The following is a 22,409-nucleotide window of genomic DNA, read 5'->3' on the forward strand; positions in this document are numbered from 1 at the left end:
TCTAAACTAGAATTTATACTTATTTCTAGCTATTTTATGTTCTGGTTTTGGATTTTTTATTGAACTTGTTCAATCCCCTGCAAATGCTCTAGCAAAGTCATATTCTTCTAAATAAGCTAAACCATGAGTTAATAAACTTTTATTTATTGGTTTATTAGTATGCACATCTAAACCTCTATCATCATTCATTGATCACATTCCAATATATCCTAAACCAACATTATGGCTTCAATTATACAATTCTTTTGCATCTTCTTCAGTAAATACACCTCAAACTGTATCATTAACACCAATCATTGGAGTTGCACCAATTAATTTATAAAGACCATCATTACCAATTGAAACTTTTCCATAATTACTTTCAATTGAAGTTGCTAAGTTATTTTTTGTAGCATTTACTGCTTGTTTTGCTAAATCAAAGTTAGTTAATCCATCTTTGATTGCTTGTACATAAATTGGATCACCATAATCCATTAACATTAAGTTAACAACTGGTAAATCTTTTTCATTTAATCCAGCCTTTTTAAATTCCTCAACAAATATATTCATTACACGATAACCAACAGAAGTTAAACCAGTTGGCAATACTGGTAAAGTTAATGAGAAGTCTCAATCCTTATCTTCTTTTTTCATTTCAGCAATTGTTGCTGCCAATAATCTATTATCATCATCTAATTCTTGAGCATGTCCTTCAATATCAAAGTCAATTGCTTTTGGCATTTTAACATCTTTATAACCATTTTTATTAGCTAATTTAACTAATGAATCTTGATACTCAATTAAAGATTTTTTAAGTTCTTCTTTTGCTGTTGGTGTATTTTTACCAAATAATGTATTTGCTAAAGTTCAAGGATTTTTATCTGTAAATCCTCCTGTAGTTGCTCCACCATAAGCTACTTTAATATTTTCAAATTTATTTTGTTTTGCCATTGGCTCTAGAATTTTACCTCAGAATTGACTGTTTTCTCATCATTCAAAGCCTTCAGTACCTGTTTCACTACCTGCAATTGATAAATCTAAGTAATCACCATGATTATTAACTTGTTGTACAAATGCTAATGTTAAGTGATCAAATCCATTAACACTAGAAGTAATATTTTGCATATTATTTCCTTCATATAACCCAGCATCTAAATATGGAGAAAAATAAGTAAAACTGTTAGATTTTGTTTTTTTAGTAATTGAAGAAGTTCTATTTGGATTAGCATCACTTCATTTTGTATAAAGACTTTTTCCAGGTCCAGTTGGAGGAGAAATAACTTCTCCACCATTTCCTCCACCTGTTCCAGGTCCAGGGTTTGTTCCCCCTCCACCTTCTCATGAAGGTCCTTCTCAACTACCACCAATTTCTAAATTATCTAAAGATGTATTTGCTAGAATATCTTCATGATAATCAATTCCACCAATAGTTTTGATTCCATCTTTATCTTTTGCTTCAATTAAAGGTACTGTTTCACCTGAAATTGTTCCATTTAAAGCTTTTGCATATGTAAATTGTTCAAATCCTGAACCTGATCTAATATTTTGATCTAATGCATTTCTGTCAGCTTGTGCAGGACCTGTTGACCCATTGTCTACAAATTCACTTGGTACATCTCTTGAAATATAAAACATTCCTAAACCACCAAAGTTTTGTTCTTTTGCTCAAACTCTTAAATCTGCTGCATTTTTAGGTGTAAAGTTATATGCTGCTGCTTCAGCTCTTCTTCCAATTCAAGGAGTTATTTTTATTCTTTTATTTACAAAATTTATATCTTTTGATACACCATTTATAATTTTATTTAATTTATTTCAATTTTGTGCTGATTGTAAAGCTCCACTTTTAACAGTTTCTAGTTCTCAATCACTGTCAGTGTTAACATCATTTGGTACAGTTAAGTAACCTGTAACTAAATTTAATCTAAAGTTCATTCCTAAATATTTTGTAAAATTATATAGTGGATATATCTCATCACCTATTAAATTTAAGTTTACTTGACCATGTTCTCCAAAACCAGGAGCTAATGCAACTCCATCTTTTGTTGACATTACAAGTGATAATTGAAAATCATAAGTTGAATCACTTTCAATTAATATTTTTAATGCACTTGCTAGTAATTTTTGTGAATCAGCATAATCTCCTCTAGCTGATAAATATGGTGCTGCAAAATAGAAATCAAATTTTTTAGTATTGTATCTATCTCCAACAGCTTTAATAACTTGTGCTAACTCTTCTGGTGTCTTATTATTTTGTCACGCTGTGTGTCATAATGAATTTGCAAAAGGTCCAAATGAAATCCTTACATTTTCTGGATTTAATTGTCCACCTTTTCCTTTTATTTTTTCATTACCTTTTATATCTTGTCCAGTTCAATTTCTGTATCTATCATTAAATCATTGAGCATATTCAGTTTCTTTTCCTTCTTCTGCTAAAATACCTTTTCCATCACCTTTTGAAGGTCCAGCATTTCACATTGGAACTAATTCTCCTGTATCTGCTGCATTTTGCATAAATCCTAATGTTACTTCTGACTCATTAGTTATAACTGTTGAATCTTCAGCAATTTGTCCTAAGTCATTATAAACAACATTGTTTATTAAACCCTTTTCTGCAGCATCTCTAGTTGCCTGACTTTTTCCTTTTTCTTTCATTAAGTACTCTGCTGTATCTTCAACAATTCCCATATCTGCATAAGGTGAAAATACAAACTCACCATCATTAACTGTTAAAATATCTTTATTTGCTAAAGAAGATCTATCATTTTCTCCAATAGTAGCATAAGTTGAACTTTTACTACTTGTATTTTTTGTCAACAAATCTTTAGATATTTGTTTTTTAATGTTATTTTCCTTTAATTTAGAAACTTCTTGCTTAATAGCACCATTGCCTTTTCACTTTGCACCAGTTTCATAATCAACATCATCTTTATCTAATATACTTGTACAAGCCACAACAGAAGATCCTGCTGAAACTGCTAAAGTTACAGTCGCTAATAAATTTAATAATTTTTTCATAGATTGTCCATCCTTTTTATATGATTAATTTAATTATATAAAATAACGAGGTCATAACTAGGAACATTTAAGATATAAAAATATTTTAGTAAAAATGTGAAATCTAAAAGGATTTTAGAGCTAATTATCGTTTTTTATTGTTCATTGTTCTTCATCTATCTTATTAATAGACTCAATTATTAAAGAAACTAACTGTTCTATTTGATAATTTGAATAAAAAGGATATTTTCTATCAAAATAAGGTTGAAGATATTTTAATTTCGTATTATATTTTGTAAGTCATTGATTGGCAATATCATTAAGTTCTGACATTGCTTCTCTTTGTTTTGTAGATTTAATTTCACTTTTTAAGTCTGAGTTTAAATGACCATATAATTCATTTGATTTTAATGTTAATCACTTTTGAAACATAGCGTAATTTGATACACCGCTTTGAATAACGGGAGAAACTATATATCTATGTCTATAATTTTTAAATTTCTCTCATGAGGTATTTGAAACTCGATTTTCATTCGATAAATTGTTTTGAATATATGTCTTATGTTCTATCAAATCAGTATCAAATATCTTAACAGATGCTAAATAATCAACAGGTAATTTAAAATAAGAGTTAGTATTTACTGAATATCGAGAAATACCTTCAAAAATATCTTCATTTTTAAAATTAAATTGATTAAAGTAATAAGTATTTATTGAGTCTAATTTTATAAAAATAAAGTTAGTTAAATCAAAAAAACTAATGTTTCTTTTTATTCATTTTCTTAGATTTTCGGTTTTCATAAATTGATCGATATTCATTTCTAACTCTCTTTTTATATATCGTTCATAAATAAATGACTCTAATGATCTTGAAACATATTCATTAAATCATCTTAATAGATAGTAATCAGCATCATATGAATAATTAAACTCATTTTTCATTGTATAGTTTATAAGTCTTTTTAAATTAACTAATAACCCTGAACTTAATTTATTAACTTCTTTAAAGTCCTTTGTCAGTTTTAAAACTATATCATTTTCTTTTATCCCATTACGGTTTACCCAATATATAGACTCATTTTTTACTATGTTGGCAATTACAGAAACAATTCTAAAATTTATTTTTACATTTTTATAATTAAAAACTAGATTTATATAATTTTTATCTGTATGGATTTCAGGAATAACTTTATATGTCTTTGAAACTCTTAATATTGTTTCACTTAAATCTGATATTTTAATTAAGGAAGCACTTATATATTTAACTGCACAAAGTTCAAGATTAATTACATTATTTATTTTCATATATGAATGATAAGCAAAATCACCAACTTTTTTTAAATGAATTTTTTCATTTAAAAAAAGTTGTCTTAATTCATTAAAATAAGAGTTTATCTTAGTAGTAACTGCTTGCTCTTCTAGGGTTAATATTTTTACTGTTTTATTAAATTTTCATATATCTTTATTTAATTTCATATTAATCTCTTTCTATTTCAAAAGTAAAGTACTGTAAAAAAATTAAAAATAGACCATTCTCCTTATTTGTTGGATAAATTGTTCTTGAATGAATTTGTAAATCTAAATTATCATATTTCTGACTTTCCTTTTTTATGGAAATAGTTGTGGAACCTTTAGTATTTTTTAAATAAGTAACAGAGTCATATCAAAAGAAAAAATTACCACTAATATTCCTTTCCTTATTTTGTAAAAATTTATTAATATATTCAAAGTATTTTTCTAGAAAACCTTGAAGGCTTGGATATGTCATATGAAAAACTCAACTTAGACTTTTTAATTTAAACGAATTATAAATTTTTGCAATTTTTTTGCTTCTTTTATAAAAAATATACTTTGATTCCAAAACATTATCTACCTCTTTTTTACTTGAAAAATTATAATCAAAAGCAAAATCTAATCACCTTTGTAAGTAAATGTTTTTAGTTAAATCATATTGTATTTCAGACATAATACTTATTTTTAAAAATAAGCGCTCTTGTTTAGTTAATGAACTTCTAAATTTTATTCTTACATAATAAAAAAGAATTTGTAATTTTTTTACTAATAGCTTATTTAGTGTACGAAAACTTTTTACATATTCTAATGTAAATGATCTATTATACATTGTTTTGTTACAAATTATGGGTAAGAAATTATTATGTCTAAGTGATGTTCTAATAATTATTGAAAAGCCAATTTTCCCCTCTTTATAAAAAGCAATTTTAATTGCGTCAGCAAAAGTAACTATTTTTTTAGGATTATTACATCTATATTTTTTTTCAATTCAACTAACTTTAATATCATTTGCTACTTTGTAAAAGTCAGTAACAAGTTCAAATATTTCTTTATTAATTTCACAAACTCAGCAATCATCAAAATGTTCTCTTGTTTCAATTTCTTTTTCATACATTTTATACATACTTCTATTTACATATTTTATTGCTAGTAAATCAATATTAAGTTCTTTATCAAAATCATAAAGTTCTCCCGTTGCAAAACTACCATGAGTCTTTAATTGAACAATATCTTTTAATTTTCTTTTCAAATAATAAATGTTTTTATCAATAAACTTCTTAAATTTATTATCAATATAAATTTTTTTTAGTTGTCTATTAATTTGTTCAATATCAGCTGTTACTAATTTACTTGAAATTTTATCCATAATTATCACCCACTTTTTTCATAGTTTAAACAACTTAATACAAATAGAGACGCTGTTTCAGCTCTCATTATATTTTCTCCCAAACCAATACTTTTATAACCTATTTTATTTAATTGCTTTACTTCTTGCGGTTCAATTCCACCCTCGGGTCCAATAATTATATTAATAGTTTTAAATTTCTTAATAATTTCCTTTTTGATAAACTCATTTGTTTCTTCTTCTCAACAAACTAAATTAATATCTGCCTTATAGTTTTCCAAATCTTTCAAATTTCTAACAATTGAATTTATTGTTGGAATATCAACTCTTTTTGATTGCTTTGCAGCGCTTTCACAAATTGTATATCAGCGAGTTAATTTCTTTTTCTCATTTTTAGTATCAATTTTTACAACATTTCTTTTAAATTCAACGGGAATAATATTATCAACACCAAGCTCTGTAGCTTTTTGTAAAATAAAATCTCATTTTTGTTCTCTAATAATGCCCAAAATTAAATTTACCTTATAGTTTTTTTTAGTTAGTTTTTCTTTCGAAATTATTCTAGCTCTGCAAAATTTTTCGCTTATTTGAAAAATTTTACACAAATACTTCTCATTTTGATAAACACAAAATATTTGTTCTTCTTCTTTTAATCTAACAACATTTTTTATATGATGAAGATCCTCATTAACTATTTCAAAATAATCACCTATAATTTTATCTAAAAAGAAACTATGCATAATAACTCCAATTCTTTATATATTATAATATAATATTTCTTGAGGTGAATATTATTTGAATTCTATAAAATTGTTTGTTTAAAAGGAGAATTTGACAATGAAGATGACTGATAATAATAGTCAAGATCAAGAATTGATTCAAACCATGGAACCAATTGATATTGACTATGAATTCAGCAAACTAAATAAGTCAAACAAACATGCGAGATTTAAGAGTGAGACTCTAAAAATAACTCTTGTCAGTTTGTTACTAAGTATGTCCACAGCTGTTAGTTTAATAAATGTAATTATTCCATTATATATTACTGGAATAAATTTAGGTTTTGTCCTAAAATACTTTGTTATTGCTATAAGCTTCCAAGTGGTAGGCATATACTGGGGTATGATAATAGGTTTGTTAGATGGTCTACTGCAATTTCTAATCTGAGGTTATAGTCCTTTATTTAGGCTAGCATCTGGAATTGGATTAGCAATTTGAGTAGCACTATTTTGATTAATATACGATAAAGTATTTCGAGTTTATAGTAAGAATGCCTCTTTTAATAGAAGCGTATCGCTAATATTCTCAGGAATGTTAGTATTTATTTTTGGGCCATTAAGCTCAGCATTTTTGAATTATTTAATATCATATATTGAATATGGTGAAATATATGGTATATTTAAATTTTTTCACTCATGGTTAAGTTTTATGGTATTTGATCTATTTGCAATTATTTTATTCACACTCACTACTAATAGAATTCAAATATTAACTAAAAAATTGCTATATTAAATAGAAAAAACCTGCATTTTATGCAGGTTTTTTCTATTTAATATCTTTTAGTATTTTTTCAATTTTATTAGCGTTTTCTAAAGTTTTATCAAATTCAAATGTTAATTCTGGCACACTTCTCATTTCAACTTTACTTGCAAGAATCATTCTTATTTCCTTTAAATTCTCTTCAATTTCAGTCTTTACTTCATCTTTATTTGAATTAACATCCATTGATGAATAAAAAATCTTTGCGTGACTCATGTCATTTGACAATCTCACTTCATGAATTGTAAGTGAATTTAAGTATTCACTATCTGGAAATTCTCTTTGTAAAATTAAGTTTAATTCTCTAAGAATAGTTGATTGATTTCTTTCAATTTTTATATCATTTGCCATAATTATTTCACCTCTTCTACCTTGTATGCTTCTATAATATCATTTTCCTTCAAATCATTAAAGTTTTTAATTGTAATACCACATTCTTGTCCTTCTTTAGCTTCTTTTATATCTTCTTTTTTATTTTTTAAAGAAGATATTTCTCCACTATAAACAACTATTCCATCTCTTAAAATATGAACTTTTGAAGAACGTGGTACAACTCCACTCATAATTCTACATCCTGCTATTGTTCCAACTTGTGAGTGTCTAAATAATTGTCTTACTTGTGCCTCTCCCAGAGATTTTTCCTCAAAAACAGGATCTAACATACCTGTGGCAGCTTCTGCTATTTCTTCAATTAATTTATAGATAATATTGTGTAATCTTATTTCTACACTATCTTCTTCTGCTTTTTGTCTAACTTGTGATGTTGGTCTTACATTAAAACCATAAATTAGAGCATCAGATGCTAAAGCCAAAGTAACATCACTTGCTGATATTGCTCCTACTGTTGCACGAATTACATTAATTTTTACTCCTTCAATACTAATTTTTAGCATTGAATTTCGAACAGCTTCAACTGTACCTTGAGTATCAGCTTTTAAAATTACATTAATTGATTTTAATTCACCAGATTCAATTTTATTTTTAATTGAATCTAAAGTGAATGTTTGACTTTTTTGTCTTGCTTCATTTTGTTGTTTTTCAAACTGAGCTTTTGCAATATCTCTTGCCATTTTTTCTTCAGTAACAACAATAAACTTATCTCCTGCTTTAGGAACTTCGTTTAAACCAATAATAACTGCTGGTTGACCTGGAGATACTTCAACAAGTTTAGCCTTATTTTCATTTTCTAAATCTTTAATAGTTCCAAATGTTCCTCCAGCAATAATAATATCTCTAATTTTTAAAGTACCATCTTGTACTAAAATTGTTGCAACAGGACCCCTATTTTTATCTAATTTAGCTTCAATAACAGTTCCTCTTGCAAATTTATTAGCATTCGCCTTTAAATCCCTTAATTCAGAAATTAATAAAATAGTCTCTAATAATGTATCAAGACCTACTTTTCCTTTTGCAGAACCTTCAATAAATGGAATATCTCCACCATATTCTTCTGCTACAATTCCATAATTCATTAATTCCATTTTAACTTTATTTGGATCTGCACCTTGTTTATCAATTTTATTTACAAAAACAATAATTGGAACACTAGCTGCTTTTGCATGGTCAATCGCCTCTTCAGTTTGAGGCATTACACCATCATCTGCTGCAACTACCAAAATTACTATATCTGTAACTTCACTTCCTCTTGCTCGCATCTCTGTAAAAGCCTCATGCCCAGGAGTATCAATAAAGGTAATTTTATTTGACTTTATTGTTGTTTGATAAGCACCAATATGTTGAGTAATTCCCCCAAACTCTCCATCTGTAACATTTGCATTTCTAATTGAATCTAATAATGTTGTTTTACCATGGTCAACATGACCCATAATTGTTACTATTGGAGGTTTTGCTGTTAAGTCCTTTGGATCGTCTTTTTCATTAAACGTTTCAAATATATTTTCCTTAGTAACACTAGTCTCTTTTTTAAAATCATAGCCAAATTCAATACATAATTCACCCATTTGTTCTTCTGAGAGAATTTGGTTTTGAGTTACCATTGAACCATTAGTAAAAAACCACTTTACAATTTCTGCTGGTCCTTTATTTAGTTTTTTTGCAAAATCTGCAATTGATAACGGTTCTGTATAAACAAAAATACCATCAATTAAACCAGTTTCAGTTGTTTGTTTTAGTTGATTTTTTATATTTGCACTATGTGCCTTAGATTTATTCTTAGACTGTTGACTCTTATTATTTTCTTGTTTTATATTTTTTGCCATAACTACTTCTCCTTTCTTATTCAATGTTTTTTAAAATTAACTTTACAAAATTATCATCATTAATTCCAATACTTTTAATATTTTTTCTTCCAATAGCCTTGCTTAATTGTTCGGAATCAAATAAATTATTAATAATTTTAATATTATAAAATTTTGCCTTATCATTGATTTTTTTTAATTGACTTTTTCCCATGTCAGAAGTTGTTAGTACAATTTTTACTTTTGTTAGTTTAATTTGATCAAAAAGTTTTTCTCCATAAACTAATTTGCCTGCAGATGAAATCATTCCTAAAGAACCTAATAATTTATCTATATTTAGTCCCAATTTAATTTTACCTCTTCTAAAAGTTTTTCATAGAATTCATTTCCCAAACTAGTCTTTAAATTTCTTTCTAAAGCTTTAGTTTTTTTTACTTTTTCAAGTGCTTCTATAGTTGGTCTTATATAAGCTCCTCTTCCATTAGCCTTCTTTGTATTATCAATAAAAACTTCTCCAGTTTTATTTTTAACAATTCTAATTAATTCAACTTTTGGATACATTTTATTAGATGCAGCATCTTTTCTAAGACTTATATCTTTTGACATTTTTTAAAACTATTTTTCATAGTATGAATCATAACTGTCATCAACATTATCAATACTTTCTTCAAATTCAAAAGTATTATCTTCTTCACTTAGACTTTCAAATGCTGCAATTGATGCTTGAATTTCATCAATTGATTTATCTTCTTCAATAAATGCAATCTCTTCTGCTTGTTCTTGTTTTTTGATAAAGTTTTTATCTTTATTAAAGTTACCTGCAGTTTTTTCTCTTCTTTTGTTAACTTTATTTAGGAAATCTGGATTGCTTAATTCTGCTTCATCAATATTTCCATTTCACTTAATTTCAATTTCTTTTTCCTTGGCATTTTCCAATGAAAAAATATTAATTTTCATATTTACAAGATTTGCAACTAATCTGGCTGCCATCCCTTTTTTACCAATTGCTAATGATAATTGTTCATTTGGAACAACTATAAAACATTCATTATTTTCTTCATTAATATCAATACTAATTACTTTAACAGGTGCTAATGAATTCATTACAAATGTCTTTTTATCTTCATTTCATAAAACTACATCAATTTTTTCACCATTTAATTCCTTAGTAATATTTTTAATTCTACTTCCTGATGCACCAACACAACTTCCAATTGGATCTACACCCTCTTCGTGTGAAAATACAGCTATTTTAGCTCTATGCCCTGGTTCTCTTGCAACTGATTTAACTTCAACTATTCCCTCAGAAATTTCTGGAACTTCAGTTTCCATTAATCTTGTTAAAAATTCTGGATGAATTCTTGAAGCTTGAATTTGTGAATGTTTGTTATCTCTTGAAACTTCTTCAATATAGAAACAAATTCTATCATCAATATCAAAATCTTCTCCTGGAATAATTTTTTTATTTCAAATTGGAATGATTGAACCGTTAATATCCACTAAATAACTATTCTCTGTGATATCTTTAACAAATCCACCAACAATTTCATGATTTTTTGATAAAAACTCTTGATAAATTTTATTTTTCTCACCTTCACGAATTTTTTGCTTAATAATTTGTCCTACTTGCATTACAGCTATTTTTGAGAAATCCTCTTGAAATTCTACTGGTTCATATACATTGTCACCAATTGAAACATTTTCTCCATAAAGCTCTTTAGCTGCATTTAAGCCAATTTCTAATCATTCATCTTCTATTTTTTGAACAACAGTTAAAATTTTAAATACCTTAACTTGACCAGTATTTTGATCAATATCTACTCTTACTGTTGCTTCAGGATCAAATGATTTTTCATATGCTTTTTGAAAACCTTCTTTAATACCCTCCAAAACAATATTTTTGTCTATTTTTTTATCTTGTACGATTTCAAAAATCGCATCTAATAGTTTTGCACCATCTGTCATGGCTTTTAATCCTCCTATAAATTTTGTCAATTATGTTTTAACAAATATAAAAGAAGACTTGCGTCTTCTTTTACTTTAAATATGACACTTTAATTATAACTAAATTATCTAAAAATTTGTATTTTTTTATTAATTTAAGTAAAAAAATTAAATTAAAGCTTATTTTTAAATAATGCATAGACCTTTTATATATAATTTGATTGTATTTAAATAAAAAAAGGAAATAAGGCAATGAAAAAAAGATGTCAATGAGCTAATAAAAATATACTAAATCAGCAATATCACGATAATGAATGAGCTAAACCAATTTATGAAGATAAATTGCTCTTTGAAATGCTTATTTTAGAAATAAATCAAGCTGGACTAAGTTGAGATATTATTTTGAAAAAGAGAGAGAATTTTAGAGAAGCGTTTGATAATTGAGATTATCATAAAATTGCTCTTTATGATGAAAAAAAGAGGGAAGAATTAATACTAAATCAAGGAATTGTTAGAAATAGGTTAAAAATAAAGGCTGCTATAAATAATGCAAAAGCTTTTATTAAGATTCAAGAAAATTATGAAAGCTTTAGTAATTTCATTTGGTCTTTTACAAATAATAAAATAATCAACAACTCAATTGAAGATGAAGAAATTACCCCTTCCTTTTCTGAATTATCAATAAAAATAGGTATTGAATTAAAGAAAAAAGGTTTTTCATTTTTAGGAAAGACAACTGTATATTCCTTTCTTCAGGCAATTGGAATTGTTAATGACCACTATAATTATTGTTCATTTAAAAATTAGAGAATAAAGATTAATTTACATCAAATTCTGCTGTTAGATATTTTTCATTTAACATTTTATTATAAATTCCTATGCCTACAAATTTATATAATTTTAAAAACATATTTTTCTGTTCATAATTTTGTTTATCATGAAGAAATAAGAATTTCTTAATAGAATCATTACTAAAATCCTTAATTATCTTATGTTCTATTGACATAGTCTCAGGAATAGATCAATAAAATTTATTTGTTGTTTTATTATATTTGGTTAATTTACCATAACTAGTTGAGTCTTCATCAGCTAAAATAAGTTGTTTTGAATTATCAAAAGTTAAGTAACCAGCTTGAAAAGTTAGCACTTTCATCTCATCTCTATAATGTAAAAAATTAGTTCTTCCTAAAACTGATAAGCATTGTTTTACAGTATAAGTAGAATTAACTGATAATAACTTATCAAAATTTCCTTTATAGTTCAAAATTTCATGTTTTAATTTATATTTTAAAATTAAAATTAGTTCTTCTACTATTAATTTATTATTTATAATAAATTCTTCTACAAGATCGTCTATTTCCAAATAATTAGGATATAAAGATAAAAACTTTTCCATACTTGTTATCTCGTATAAAAAGGATGTCATAAGTAAATTATCGAAGTCTAGATCTATATTCTTTTTATTAATTTTTCCCTCTAAACGATTTAAGAAATAACTTATTATTTGATGATTATCTAAAAAAATAAATTGCTTTAGTATATTTTTATTTCTGTTTGTATTATTCTCTTTATCTTTAAATTTTGATATTTCCTTTGCTGTTTTTAAAAATAGATCATCTAAAGCATTATAAAAATTTTGTAAAGAGAATTCATAGTTGTTAATTATTTTTTCTAAAGAATTATTACCATATTTTTTATAATATTTTATAACTTTACTTTTTATAATATTTTTATTTCCATATCATTTTTTTAAACTTTGCAAAATTATATTCTCAGTATGTTTTTCTAATGTTATTGTTGAATTATAAGGCAGTCCCTTTTTAATTACATTAAAATTTGTTCCAATTATTTGAGAACTAAATAGGTTTCTTATTCCTAAAGTAAGATCATATTTATTATCTATATTTGATATTAAATCATATACTTCTAATTTATTTTTTAATTCAGTCTTTCTAAGACCTCTACCCAATTGCTGCAAATAAACAGTTTTTGAATTTGTTGGTCTTAATAATATTATTGTATTAATTTCTGGTATATCTATACCCTCATTAAAAATATTTACTACACATAAATAGTTTATTCTACCAGTTTTAAATTCATACAATATTCTTTTTCTATCTTTATTATTTTCAGCTGTTAATGATTCTGCTTTTAAATTTTTTGCTTTTAAAAAATTAGAAATAATATTAGCATGTTCTATTGTGATACAAAAAATTAAAGCTGTTGGTCTGGCATATATACCCAAGTACTTCTCAATAGTCTTATATAATAATTCATTTCTAGATTGTGTATTAATTTTTTTAAATATTTCTCTATCTGAATTTATATCAACTCCATTTAAGTCAGTAGAAGTATCATCAATACAATAATAATCAAAAGGACATAATAATTTTTGATTAATAGCATCTCATAGCCTCAATTCAGAAGCAAATTCATTATTAAAATATTTTTTTATATCTTTTCCATCTTCTCTTTCAGGTGTTGCAGTTAAACCAATAATTTGTTTAGGTTGAAAAAAATTAAAAGTTTTTTCAAAAGAATTTGCTGCAATATGATGGGCCTCATCAAAAATTAATATGTCAAACTGGCTTTTTGAAAAATTATTTATTTTATTTGAAAGAGATTGGATAGTTGCAAAAAGATGTAAAGGTTTCTCACTAATTATTTGACCATCATATAAAACCTCTCCAAAATTAGGATTATTCAAAACTTCTCTATAGGTATTTAAAGCTTGATCAATAATTTCTCTTTGATGTGCTAAAAACAAAATACTTAGATTTTTATTTGAGGTCTCTCATTGTCTTTTAAAGTCAAAAGCCGAAACTAAAGTTTTTCCAGTTCCAGTTGCCATTACAATAAGATGTCTATTTTTTCCTTGAAATCTTCTATATGAAAGCTTATCTATAATATCTTTTTGAAATTTATATAAATTTCTTTTTTTATAAATAAATGAGTTATCTAATTCTAAAATATTTTTTTGCTCCTGATTCTCCTTAATTTTTTGAATTAGTAAATCTCTTTCATAATCATCTGAAAAATCAACCAAATTATCATCTCATAGTAAATTAAATTCATCTATCATTTTTTGAACTAAATCATTATTTTCTTTTGAAGCAAATTTAATATTTCATTCCCTTCCACTAATCATTCCTTTATAAGTTAAATTAGAAGAACCTACTATTGCACTATTATAATTTGTTTTTCTTTTAAAGATCGCTGCTTTAATATGTATTCTTTCACTATGTCCCTCTAAATTGTCTTCTATCCTTATTTGAATATTGTCATAACTTTCAATTAATTTTTTTAGTTCTTGCAAATTATTGAATTGAGATAAATCATCAAACGTTGTAGAAATTATTTTTATTAAAATTTTATTTTTTTGACAATAATTAAATGTTAATGAAATCTTATTTAAAATAGATTTTGATATAAAGGGATAAATTAAATATACTTCATCTGATGTTAAAATTTCATTTTGTATCTCAGTTAAAAGCTCCTGTTCATCTTTATTTGTAAAAAATTTATCTTCTTTCATAATTTTTATTTGCTCCTATATTTTGAATTAATAAAAAAAGATAACAAAATGTTATCTTTTTTTATTAATAAACAAGTAAATTATATAACTATAATTTATATTTTATTATAAAACAATTATTTAATTAGTTCGTTATTTTCAAGAGCTTTATGAATGGATTCCATATTTATTGGTAATTTTATAAGGTTATTTAATGGTAAATTATTTTTAATTAAATATAAAAATAAATAATTTATCTGTCTATAATTCTCAACAGCTATAACCAAGGAGTTTTCATAGTTATCATATTTAAAGGATTTAATATTTTCTTGTAATAAAAATTCTCTAAATTTTTCAACATCAAATAACTCCTTAATAAATAGTTTGTACTTGGAATAGATATTTAATGCCTCTTTTGTACCTTCAAATATTTTTTTACCATTTTCTAAAATAATATAATCATCAATGATATCTGAAATCTCATCAATATTATGAACAGTAATAATTATTGTTTTACCTTGATTCTTAAAATCTATTAATAAATTTTTAATTTTATTTCTTCAATATGAATCTAGATTTGCTCCTGGTTCATCCATAATAATTATTTCTGTATCTTTAATAAAACATAAAATCAAATTCAAACGATTTTTCATCCCTCAAGAAAATTTACTTATAATTTTATTTCTTGTTTCTCATAAATCAAAGAATTTTAGTCAATACTCAATTTTCGTCTCTCTATCTCTTTTATTTATTCCAAGAATTATACACATGGTTCTTAAAAAGAAGACAGCATTAACACTATATAATGAAAAATCTGTTTGAGTATAAAAACTAATTAGCTTATTAATTTTATAATGAGATATTTTTTTTCTTGATACCCCATTGATATAAATATTCCCTTTAAAATTTCTTATAGATCCAATTATGGAGTTAATTAAAACACTTTTACCACTCCCACTAGAACCAAGAATTGCTGTTATTTTTTGGGAATTAATATCCATATTAAGTTCACCGATCTGATGAGTTTTAAATTTTTTTACAAAACCTTTAATGCTTATTTCCATATTTATTTCCTAACTTAAATCGAATTTGCTATATCTATAACAAATCATTACAAAAAATCCAATAGATAATAGAGATTGAATAGCCAAATATATTCATGGCTTTGTATAATTGTTATAAGAATTCTTATCTATAATATTAAATTCATTTAGTTTAAAAGTATAATTGCTATAATTTAGAAACATATTTTTTTGATTATTTAAATCAATTTTTGATTTTGAACTATTTTTAAATCAAAAATCCTGATAGGAAAATCCTGATAACTCTGTATAATTATTTCAAATGCCATTAAATAAGTTTAAATTATTATATAAATCAAATTTACTTCTTGCAGAATAATAGTTATTTCATCCATCATTTTGAACATCAACTGAATATTTAGAAGCAACAATATACTTACTAGTATAATTTATAAAATACTCTTCCAACATCCTTGATGCTAGCATTAGAGGAAAAAATAAATCATTTCTTATGAATGAGTTTTCAATTGCTCCAGCTTTTAAAGTTAATCCGCTTTGTAAAGATACTGATGAATTTAAATTATATTTATAAATATTTGTTAAGTAATTTTTTTTAAATACAGCGCTTATAGTTTTATTATCTTTATAAATTTTACTTTTGGATTCATCAATAAAAACAAATTCCTCAAAGTAATCACTTGTAAATTGCTGAAAATTTGGTAGATAGCTTTGAATACTATGTAGAAAATCACTTAAATCTTTTAAAATTAAGCTTAATTTCTTATCACTCTTTTCAGTATCTTTTATTAATTCCATTAATTTATCTTTTGAAATGAATATATTTTTTAAATATATTTCTGTATCAATTGAATCATCTGTTTTAAAGTCTTTCAGATCAGTCATGTTTGAACCAACAGGTAAATTTTTTATCTTTAAATTTTTTCCAGTAATTAATGTTTCTTCTTTTTTGATAATATTTAACTTACTTCAAAAGTCATTTATTCTTTTATTTATTGAATCTTCCAAATTAAATTCTTCTCTAGTAAATTCATTTTCTTTAACCATAAATTCATTTAGAGCATATGCTAAATATGGATATTTTATTTGATAGTTTAATACATATTTTTGTAAGTCAAATGAGTCATATAAGTCATTTACTTTATAAATCTGTCCATTATTATAATTGAACTTTATTGTACCTTGGCTTTCTTTTGCTTCTATAAATTGACGAGGAATGTTTGAAAGAAAAGTAATAGATATTAATAATGTACAAATAATTGTCGTAAACTGAATATTTGAAAATAATAAAAGCAGTAAGATAAAAGCCATTAGAAAAAATGAAGATACAAATGAATAGAGAAAAAAAGCTAAATTTAGTTTTACGATTAAATTAAAATTCTCTGTTAATAGGTATCCAAATAGAGAAATTAATAAAGTAGAAATGATTATATTAAATAGAACCACAATATTTATTAAAATATATTGACTTATCAGCATTTTAACTCTTGAGACTTGATTTGCCAAAACTAAATATAAGAGTTTATTTTCTATAGAGTTAACAAAATAAAATTGCATGGACCTCAAAACTAAAAGAAAGATAAATAATGATATATAAATTAAAATATAAAAATTAAAAAATATAACTATTTGCTCTCCTGTTGTTAAAAAAAATAAACTAAGAGAAAAGAAAAATGGAAAAAACAATAATAATAAATTTAAAACTATAAATGATTTTTCATGAAATATAATTTTAAAATTAAATATTAATAATTTATTAAAGGATATACTATTTTGTATTTTCATAATTTTTAAGTAAAAAAATTAAATTTTACTTCTTTCAATTATTATTGAGTTATCTGCAATATTTTTTCCATATTCTTCAAATACAAAAACAATATTTAGGAAATTAAATTTTAAAAGGATTCCGGTTTTTCTTGAAAAATAACCTGCATATCTTTTAACTTGTTTATATCCATTTTCTGTTTTCTGAACATCTGAATAAATTCCAAAATAGGTTGTCTCTGGACTTGTATCTGATACACTTCCATTAGGATAATAATTTGTAAAGTATAAATTAAAAATTCCTTGATGACCATTTTCTAATAATTTATCTCTAAAATCAATTTGATTATCATTTAATAAGGATAGACTTTTATTAACTCAGTCAACAAAACTTCCATTACTCTCTTTTTGTAAATTATCTCAAATATTTGCTTCAATTTCTTCATCTCTAACTTTACCACTAAAAGCAAATGGTGTTTGAAATTGACTACTTCCATTTAGTATTGTTGATTCTCTTGTATCGAAAACATTTTGAAATGATTTTATACCTTCAATAGTATTAAAGTAAATTGCATTTCCAAATGATGTATCCTTAATTAAATTTTCACCATTTAAATTTTTATTTTCAGCATTATCAATTGCTAAAGAGTATTTTATAGCCACACTATTTATTGGTAACTTATAGTTTGAGTTAATTACTAAAGATAATCCTTCAAGAGTAACTTTACCATTTACTAATGAGTTTGTATTTTTATTAGCTCCGTTATAGTTACTTTCTGTTAAAAAAGTTTGAAATAAAGCTTCATAGTTTTGATACATGGTTTTTATATTTTTATTTAATAAACTAAAAACATCTTTATTGACATTTTTTGTACCATAATCTTTAAAATTTACTTCATTTCCACTTTCCTCTATATTTATTAAAATTGATTGATTTGCATCTTTATAATCTTGGCCATCCTTTTCATTTAGGAAGGCATTGTAATTATTTGCTTCTACTTTTGAATAAATTGAATTTTTAGAAATAGTTGGCTTATTATTAGATGAAAACTCTAATCCAATATTTATTTCACTCAAATATTTATTTTTAATAAAATTTATAAATTCATCTCTAAAATCAGTTGAAGTATAAATATTATCTATTATTGATGATCTTTTTTTACTATTAAAAAAATCAAATAATTTATAGCTAGTTCTTTTATCCAAATTTAATAAACTATTTTGATAATCTAATCAAGAGAATTTACTTTCACTACTTAGGAAATCATTTTCAATATTTTTTTGAATTTTATCAATATTTTTTAATAAAACCTCATCATTTGTATAAGTAAAGACTAATGGAATTGTTGTATCAAAACTTTGGTTATTACCATCATTATTTTTAAATTGAATTGTAATTTTTAAATTAATTATTGTTGAAGATAAAAAGTAATTTGGATTTGACTCTTCATTTTCCTGTCAGTCTTTATTTGTATATTTAATATCAATAGAATTTTTATCAAAGTCCAATGAATCAACTACTTCATTATTTCAAATGATGACATTAAACTTATCTGAAGAGCTTGCTAATTCATTTAATTTATTTCTTAGTTCAACTGTTCTTAAAATATTATTGAAGTCAGTTACAATATCATCTTTTAAATTTTCAGTTAAGTCTTCTTTAACATTTAAACCATCTGGATTAGTATTTGTTCCATATTTTTCAATATTTTTTCTATTAAAAAAGTTATATACTCCATTATCATCAATTAATCCTAGTAATTTATTTTTTTTAGAATTAATAAATGAATCCATAATCTCGCTTGATTGTTTTTTAAATTGTTCAATCAATTCCGAAACATCATTATTTTCTTCAATTGGAGGCTGTTTTTTATTTCCACAGGCAATAACTGAAGTTGTTGCAGAGGAAGCAATCCCTAAACCTGCTAATATAGTTAATAATTTTTTCATTTTTCTCCTTCACAAAAATGTTTGAAAAAAAATTAAATAAGTACTAAGCTCTTTGTTCTTAAAATCAATATTATCTAAAAAAAAAAAAAAAAGCAAGGGCATTACTTGCTAAATAGCATAAAAAATAATTTTCTATTATTAACTTATTTAATGAATTTTATATTTATCTCAAATTTTGAAAATGAGACTTGTTGTATATTTTGAAAATTTTTCAGAAGAATAACAAATAGGAACTGAAATAAGTGTTGTGCCAATTAAAATTATTAAGGCGTATACTATATTTCTTATAAGAGCTGGACTAAAATTTAAGAAGTTATTATTAAATAATTTCTCCATAAATATTATTTGAATAAGATAATGAAATAAATAAACATATAATGATAATTTTCCTAGATAATCAATAAATTTATTACTATACGATGGAATAGATAGGAAAATTAAAAATAATGGAATAGACATAAGAAATGTAATAATATTTGAGGTACTCATTGAAATTTTATAATTTATTACATTCATATTGTAATACATAATAGGAATGTAAATTAGAAGAAATAAGAACATTGGAATAAGAAATTTTTTAATACCCTCTAAATTATAATATCTCTTAATTCAGGCTCCAATTAAATAAAAAGTAATCATATAAAATAAATTAAACATTGTAAATACTTGTCCAAATCTATATAGAGAAGTTGTTGCAGAAGAAAAGATAAATAATAAGCATATTGATATAAATAAAAAAGTTGATGTGGTTTTGTTTACAAAGTCATTTAGATATTTAATAAATGGTTGTAATAATAGAAAACATCAAATATACCATCAATCTCTACCACCAAGAAATAAATTATTTACATGATCAAGTATATTTGTAAAATTATTAATTGAAAGACAAACTATTGTATTTATTATTAAACAACACATTACAATCATAAAAAGTTTTAAAAAGTTATAATTTTTACTATCCACTTTAAAATATCCAGTAATAAGTATGAAAACGCTCATAGAAGCTCCAATAATTGGTTCTAAAAAAATAATATTTTGATATCCGAAAGCAGTTCAATCATGATACAAAATAATTAAAAAAGCCATTAAATATTTAACCAATTGTAGATTACTATTATTTCTTCTCATAAATTCCTTTAAAATTTTATTTCACAATTTATTATATATTAAAAAAGCACATAAATGTGCTCTATCTAATAATTAAATACTAACGTCTTATGTAACTCCAACATTTTTTCAGTTGAGGTAAAGTGATCAACTATTTGTAATGCAAATTGTAAAGCCCCACCAATTGAACTTCCGGTAATAAAGTTTTTATCAGCAATTGCAGATATATGAGGTTTTTTAATTGCTTTTTCTAAATTAGAGGTGCATCCAGGATAATGTGTAACTTCAATACCATCAACTAATCCTAATTTACCTAATATCTCTGGAGCAGCACAAATAGCTGCAATAACTTTATTTGCCTTTGCATGTTTTTCAAGTGCTTTCATTAAAATTTCACTTTCCTTTAAATGATCAACACCAACTCTTCCACCAGGTAAAATTAAACAATCATATTCAGAGAAATTAATATTATTAATTAATTTATCTGCCATAATTTCAATATTTCAAGCTCCTTTTACTTGTTTTGAATCATTAATTGATACTATATCAACAACAGGAAAACTTTTAGGAAATAATTTTTCTGCTCTTCTTAAAACATCTACTGTTGCAACAACTTCTGTATCTTCAAAACCATTAGCAACAAAAATAGCTACTTTTGCCATTTTTTATTCCTCTTTTCTTTTAATATTATACTACTAATTTTTATATATAATATTTATAGGTGATTTCTATGGGAACTATTAAAAATTTAATACTAGTAACAAAAATATTCAAAAAAGATAAAAATAAAGATTTATTTAAAGAAAATAGTTCTTCAAAACTAATCCACAATCAAGAACTATTAGAAATAAATATAAGAACTATTAGAAATATTTCTAAAAAATTTAGTTCATTAATTTTTAAAGATAAATTTTCTCCAGAAAATGGTTTTAGACTAATTTATTCAAAAGGATTTAATTCTTTTGGTTTTAAAGAAAATATAGACTTAGTAATTTGTGATGTTAAAAACAAGGTTATTGAAACTTATTCAAATTTTGGTCCTAACAAAATGACAAAATATTACGATAAGGCAGCATCAATATATGTTTTAGCAAATAATATGAATCAATATCTTAATATCAAACAAAACGATTTATTAAAAATTTTAAAATAAAATTGACTACCTAAGTAGTCAATTTTATTTTTTAATTATATTTTATTATTATCTTCCAAAGATTCTTGTTCAACTTTTGACCAAAAATCTACTGCTAACATTTTGTCAACAAATTTAGTAGAAACATGCAATCCATTAAAATAAAAGTGATTCTTATTATGATTTAAACAAATATGAATAATTGTTAAAGCTAAAAATCTATGATTTTCTTCAATTAACTCTTTTGAGGTTTTTTGATTAAATTCAAAATAGTCATAATTTTGAATCAATAATTCTTTCATTGTCTCAACTCCAGGATTAATTCATGAAGTCAATAAGTATTCTTTTAACTTATCAATTTTTATTTTTCCTTCGTTACCTTTTGAGAATCAAAAATTAATTATTTTTTTTTCAAAAATCAATGCAAATTTTTTTATCCCTTCATCTAAAGTAGGATAAAAGTATTGAATTGATTCTAATTCACCTTCGAGTTCCAAATGAATTAAAAGTCAAGGTTCTTTGAATTTAACTATACCCAATTGATTAGAACTTAATTGATAAACTTTTTCACTCATAATTTTAACTCCTTAGTTTATAAAATTATATCATA

Annotated in this window: 19 protein-coding genes; 3 read left to right on the plus strand and 16 right to left on the minus strand. The window is 24.4% G+C overall.

The window, feature by feature from the left end; all coding sequences use genetic code 4:
• Positions 1–6: 6 nt before the first annotated feature.
• The 4 genes from AACL04_RS02765 to AACL04_RS02780 form a co-directional block, all read right to left on the minus strand.
• Positions 7–2,994 (minus strand): lipoprotein, encoded by a 2,988-nt coding sequence (locus AACL04_RS02765; protein ID WP_339029353.1) that lies wholly within the window; start codon positions 2,992–2,994, stop codon positions 7–9.
• A gap of 120 nt (positions 2,995–3,114) precedes the next feature.
• Positions 3,115–4,449 carry a hypothetical protein gene (locus AACL04_RS02770; RefSeq protein ID WP_339029355.1) on the minus strand — a complete coding sequence of 445 codons (1,335 nt, stop codon included), beginning with the start codon at positions 4,447–4,449 and terminating at the stop codon, positions 3,115–3,117.
• Position 4,450: 1 nt separating this feature from the next.
• Positions 4,451–5,632: a hypothetical protein gene (locus AACL04_RS02775; protein ID WP_339029357.1), complete on the minus strand. Its 1,182-nt coding sequence runs from the start codon at positions 5,630–5,632 to the stop codon at positions 4,451–4,453.
• A gap of 2 nt (positions 5,633–5,634) precedes the next feature.
• A complete protein-coding gene (locus AACL04_RS02780; RefSeq protein WP_339029359.1) occupies positions 5,635–6,351 on the minus strand; it encodes an RsmE family RNA methyltransferase in 717 nt (238 codons plus the stop codon).
• A gap of 97 nt (positions 6,352–6,448) precedes the next feature.
• On the opposite strand from AACL04_RS02780, the gene AACL04_RS02785 reads away from it, so the two are divergent.
• Complete coding sequence (locus AACL04_RS02785; RefSeq protein WP_339029361.1) at positions 6,449–7,123, plus strand: hypothetical protein; 675 nt, start codon at positions 6,449–6,451, stop codon at positions 7,121–7,123.
• A 33-nt stretch (positions 7,124–7,156) separates the two neighbouring features.
• On the opposite strand, the gene rbfA is transcribed toward AACL04_RS02785, so the two are convergent.
• The 5 genes from rbfA to nusA are packed head-to-tail and all read right to left on the minus strand — an operon-like array spanning position 7,157 to position 11,313.
• On the minus strand, positions 7,157–7,501 hold the full coding sequence (gene rbfA / locus AACL04_RS02790; RefSeq protein ID WP_339029362.1) for a 30S ribosome-binding factor RbfA: 345 nt from the start codon (positions 7,499–7,501) through the stop codon (positions 7,157–7,159).
• A 2-nt stretch (positions 7,502–7,503) separates the two neighbouring features.
• Positions 7,504–9,369: a translation initiation factor IF-2 gene (gene infB / locus AACL04_RS02795; protein WP_339029364.1), complete on the minus strand. Its 1,866-nt coding sequence runs from the start codon at positions 9,367–9,369 to the stop codon at positions 7,504–7,506.
• A gap of 16 nt (positions 9,370–9,385) precedes the next feature.
• Positions 9,386–9,694: a 50S ribosomal protein L7 gene (locus AACL04_RS02800; protein WP_339029366.1), complete on the minus strand. Its 309-nt coding sequence runs from the start codon at positions 9,692–9,694 to the stop codon at positions 9,386–9,388.
• Positions 9,685–9,954 (minus strand): RNase P modulator RnpM, encoded by a 270-nt coding sequence (gene rnpM, locus AACL04_RS02805; protein WP_339029367.1) that lies wholly within the window; start codon positions 9,952–9,954, stop codon positions 9,685–9,687. The genes AACL04_RS02800 and rnpM overlap by 10 nt, the downstream gene beginning before the upstream one ends.
• A gap of 9 nt (positions 9,955–9,963) precedes the next feature.
• Positions 9,964–11,313, minus strand: coding sequence for a transcription termination factor NusA (gene nusA / locus AACL04_RS02810; protein WP_339029368.1), 1,350 nt, complete (start codon positions 11,311–11,313; stop codon positions 9,964–9,966).
• 231 nt (positions 11,314–11,544) lie between these two features.
• On the opposite strand from nusA, the gene AACL04_RS02815 reads away from it, so the two are divergent.
• Positions 11,545–12,099, plus strand: coding sequence for a DNA-3-methyladenine glycosylase I (locus AACL04_RS02815; protein ID WP_339029370.1), 555 nt, complete (start codon positions 11,545–11,547; stop codon positions 12,097–12,099).
• Positions 12,100–12,109: 10 nt separating this feature from the next.
• Here AACL04_RS02815 and AACL04_RS02820 read toward each other — a convergent pair whose 3' ends face one another.
• The 6 genes from AACL04_RS02820 to AACL04_RS02845 all read right to left on the minus strand — a co-directional run bounded on the left by AACL04_RS02820 (position 12,110) and on the right by AACL04_RS02845 (position 21,329).
• Positions 12,110–14,827 carry a DEAD/DEAH box helicase family protein gene (locus tag AACL04_RS02820; RefSeq protein WP_339029372.1) on the minus strand — a complete coding sequence of 906 codons (2,718 nt, stop codon included), beginning with the start codon at positions 14,825–14,827 and terminating at the stop codon, positions 12,110–12,112.
• Positions 14,828–14,943: 116 nt separating this feature from the next.
• Positions 14,944–15,870 carry an ABC transporter ATP-binding protein gene (locus tag AACL04_RS02825; RefSeq protein WP_339029373.1) on the minus strand — a complete coding sequence of 309 codons (927 nt, stop codon included), beginning with the start codon at positions 15,868–15,870 and terminating at the stop codon, positions 14,944–14,946.
• A 9-nt stretch (positions 15,871–15,879) separates the two neighbouring features.
• Complete coding sequence (locus tag AACL04_RS02830; RefSeq protein WP_339029374.1) at positions 15,880–17,325, minus strand: hypothetical protein; 1,446 nt, start codon at positions 17,323–17,325, stop codon at positions 15,880–15,882.
• 324 nt (positions 17,326–17,649) lie between these two features.
• Positions 17,650–19,560, minus strand: a complete 1,911-nt coding sequence (locus tag AACL04_RS02835; protein ID WP_339029375.1) for a lipoprotein — start codon at positions 19,558–19,560, stop codon at positions 17,650–17,652.
• Positions 19,561–19,707: 147 nt separating this feature from the next.
• Entirely contained in the window at positions 19,708–20,688 is a 981-nt protein-coding gene (locus AACL04_RS02840) for an acyltransferase family protein (protein WP_339029376.1), read from the minus strand.
• A gap of 65 nt (positions 20,689–20,753) precedes the next feature.
• On the minus strand, positions 20,754–21,329 hold the full coding sequence (locus AACL04_RS02845) for a DJ-1 family glyoxalase III (protein WP_339029378.1): 576 nt from the start codon (positions 21,327–21,329) through the stop codon (positions 20,754–20,756).
• A gap of 68 nt (positions 21,330–21,397) precedes the next feature.
• On the opposite strand from AACL04_RS02845, the gene AACL04_RS02850 reads away from it, so the two are divergent.
• Positions 21,398–21,820: a hypothetical protein gene (locus AACL04_RS02850; RefSeq protein ID WP_339029380.1), complete on the plus strand. Its 423-nt coding sequence runs from the start codon at positions 21,398–21,400 to the stop codon at positions 21,818–21,820.
• A gap of 35 nt (positions 21,821–21,855) precedes the next feature.
• On the opposite strand, the gene AACL04_RS02855 is transcribed toward AACL04_RS02850, so the two are convergent.
• Complete coding sequence (locus AACL04_RS02855; RefSeq protein ID WP_339029382.1) at positions 21,856–22,374, minus strand: hypothetical protein; 519 nt, start codon at positions 22,372–22,374, stop codon at positions 21,856–21,858.
• Positions 22,375–22,409: the final 35 nt, after the last annotated feature.

The sequence above is a fragment of the Spiroplasma endosymbiont of Cantharis nigra genome (assembly GCF_964019925.1).
Lineage (GTDB): Bacteria > Bacillota_I > Bacilli_A > Mycoplasmatales > Mycoplasmataceae > Spiroplasma_A.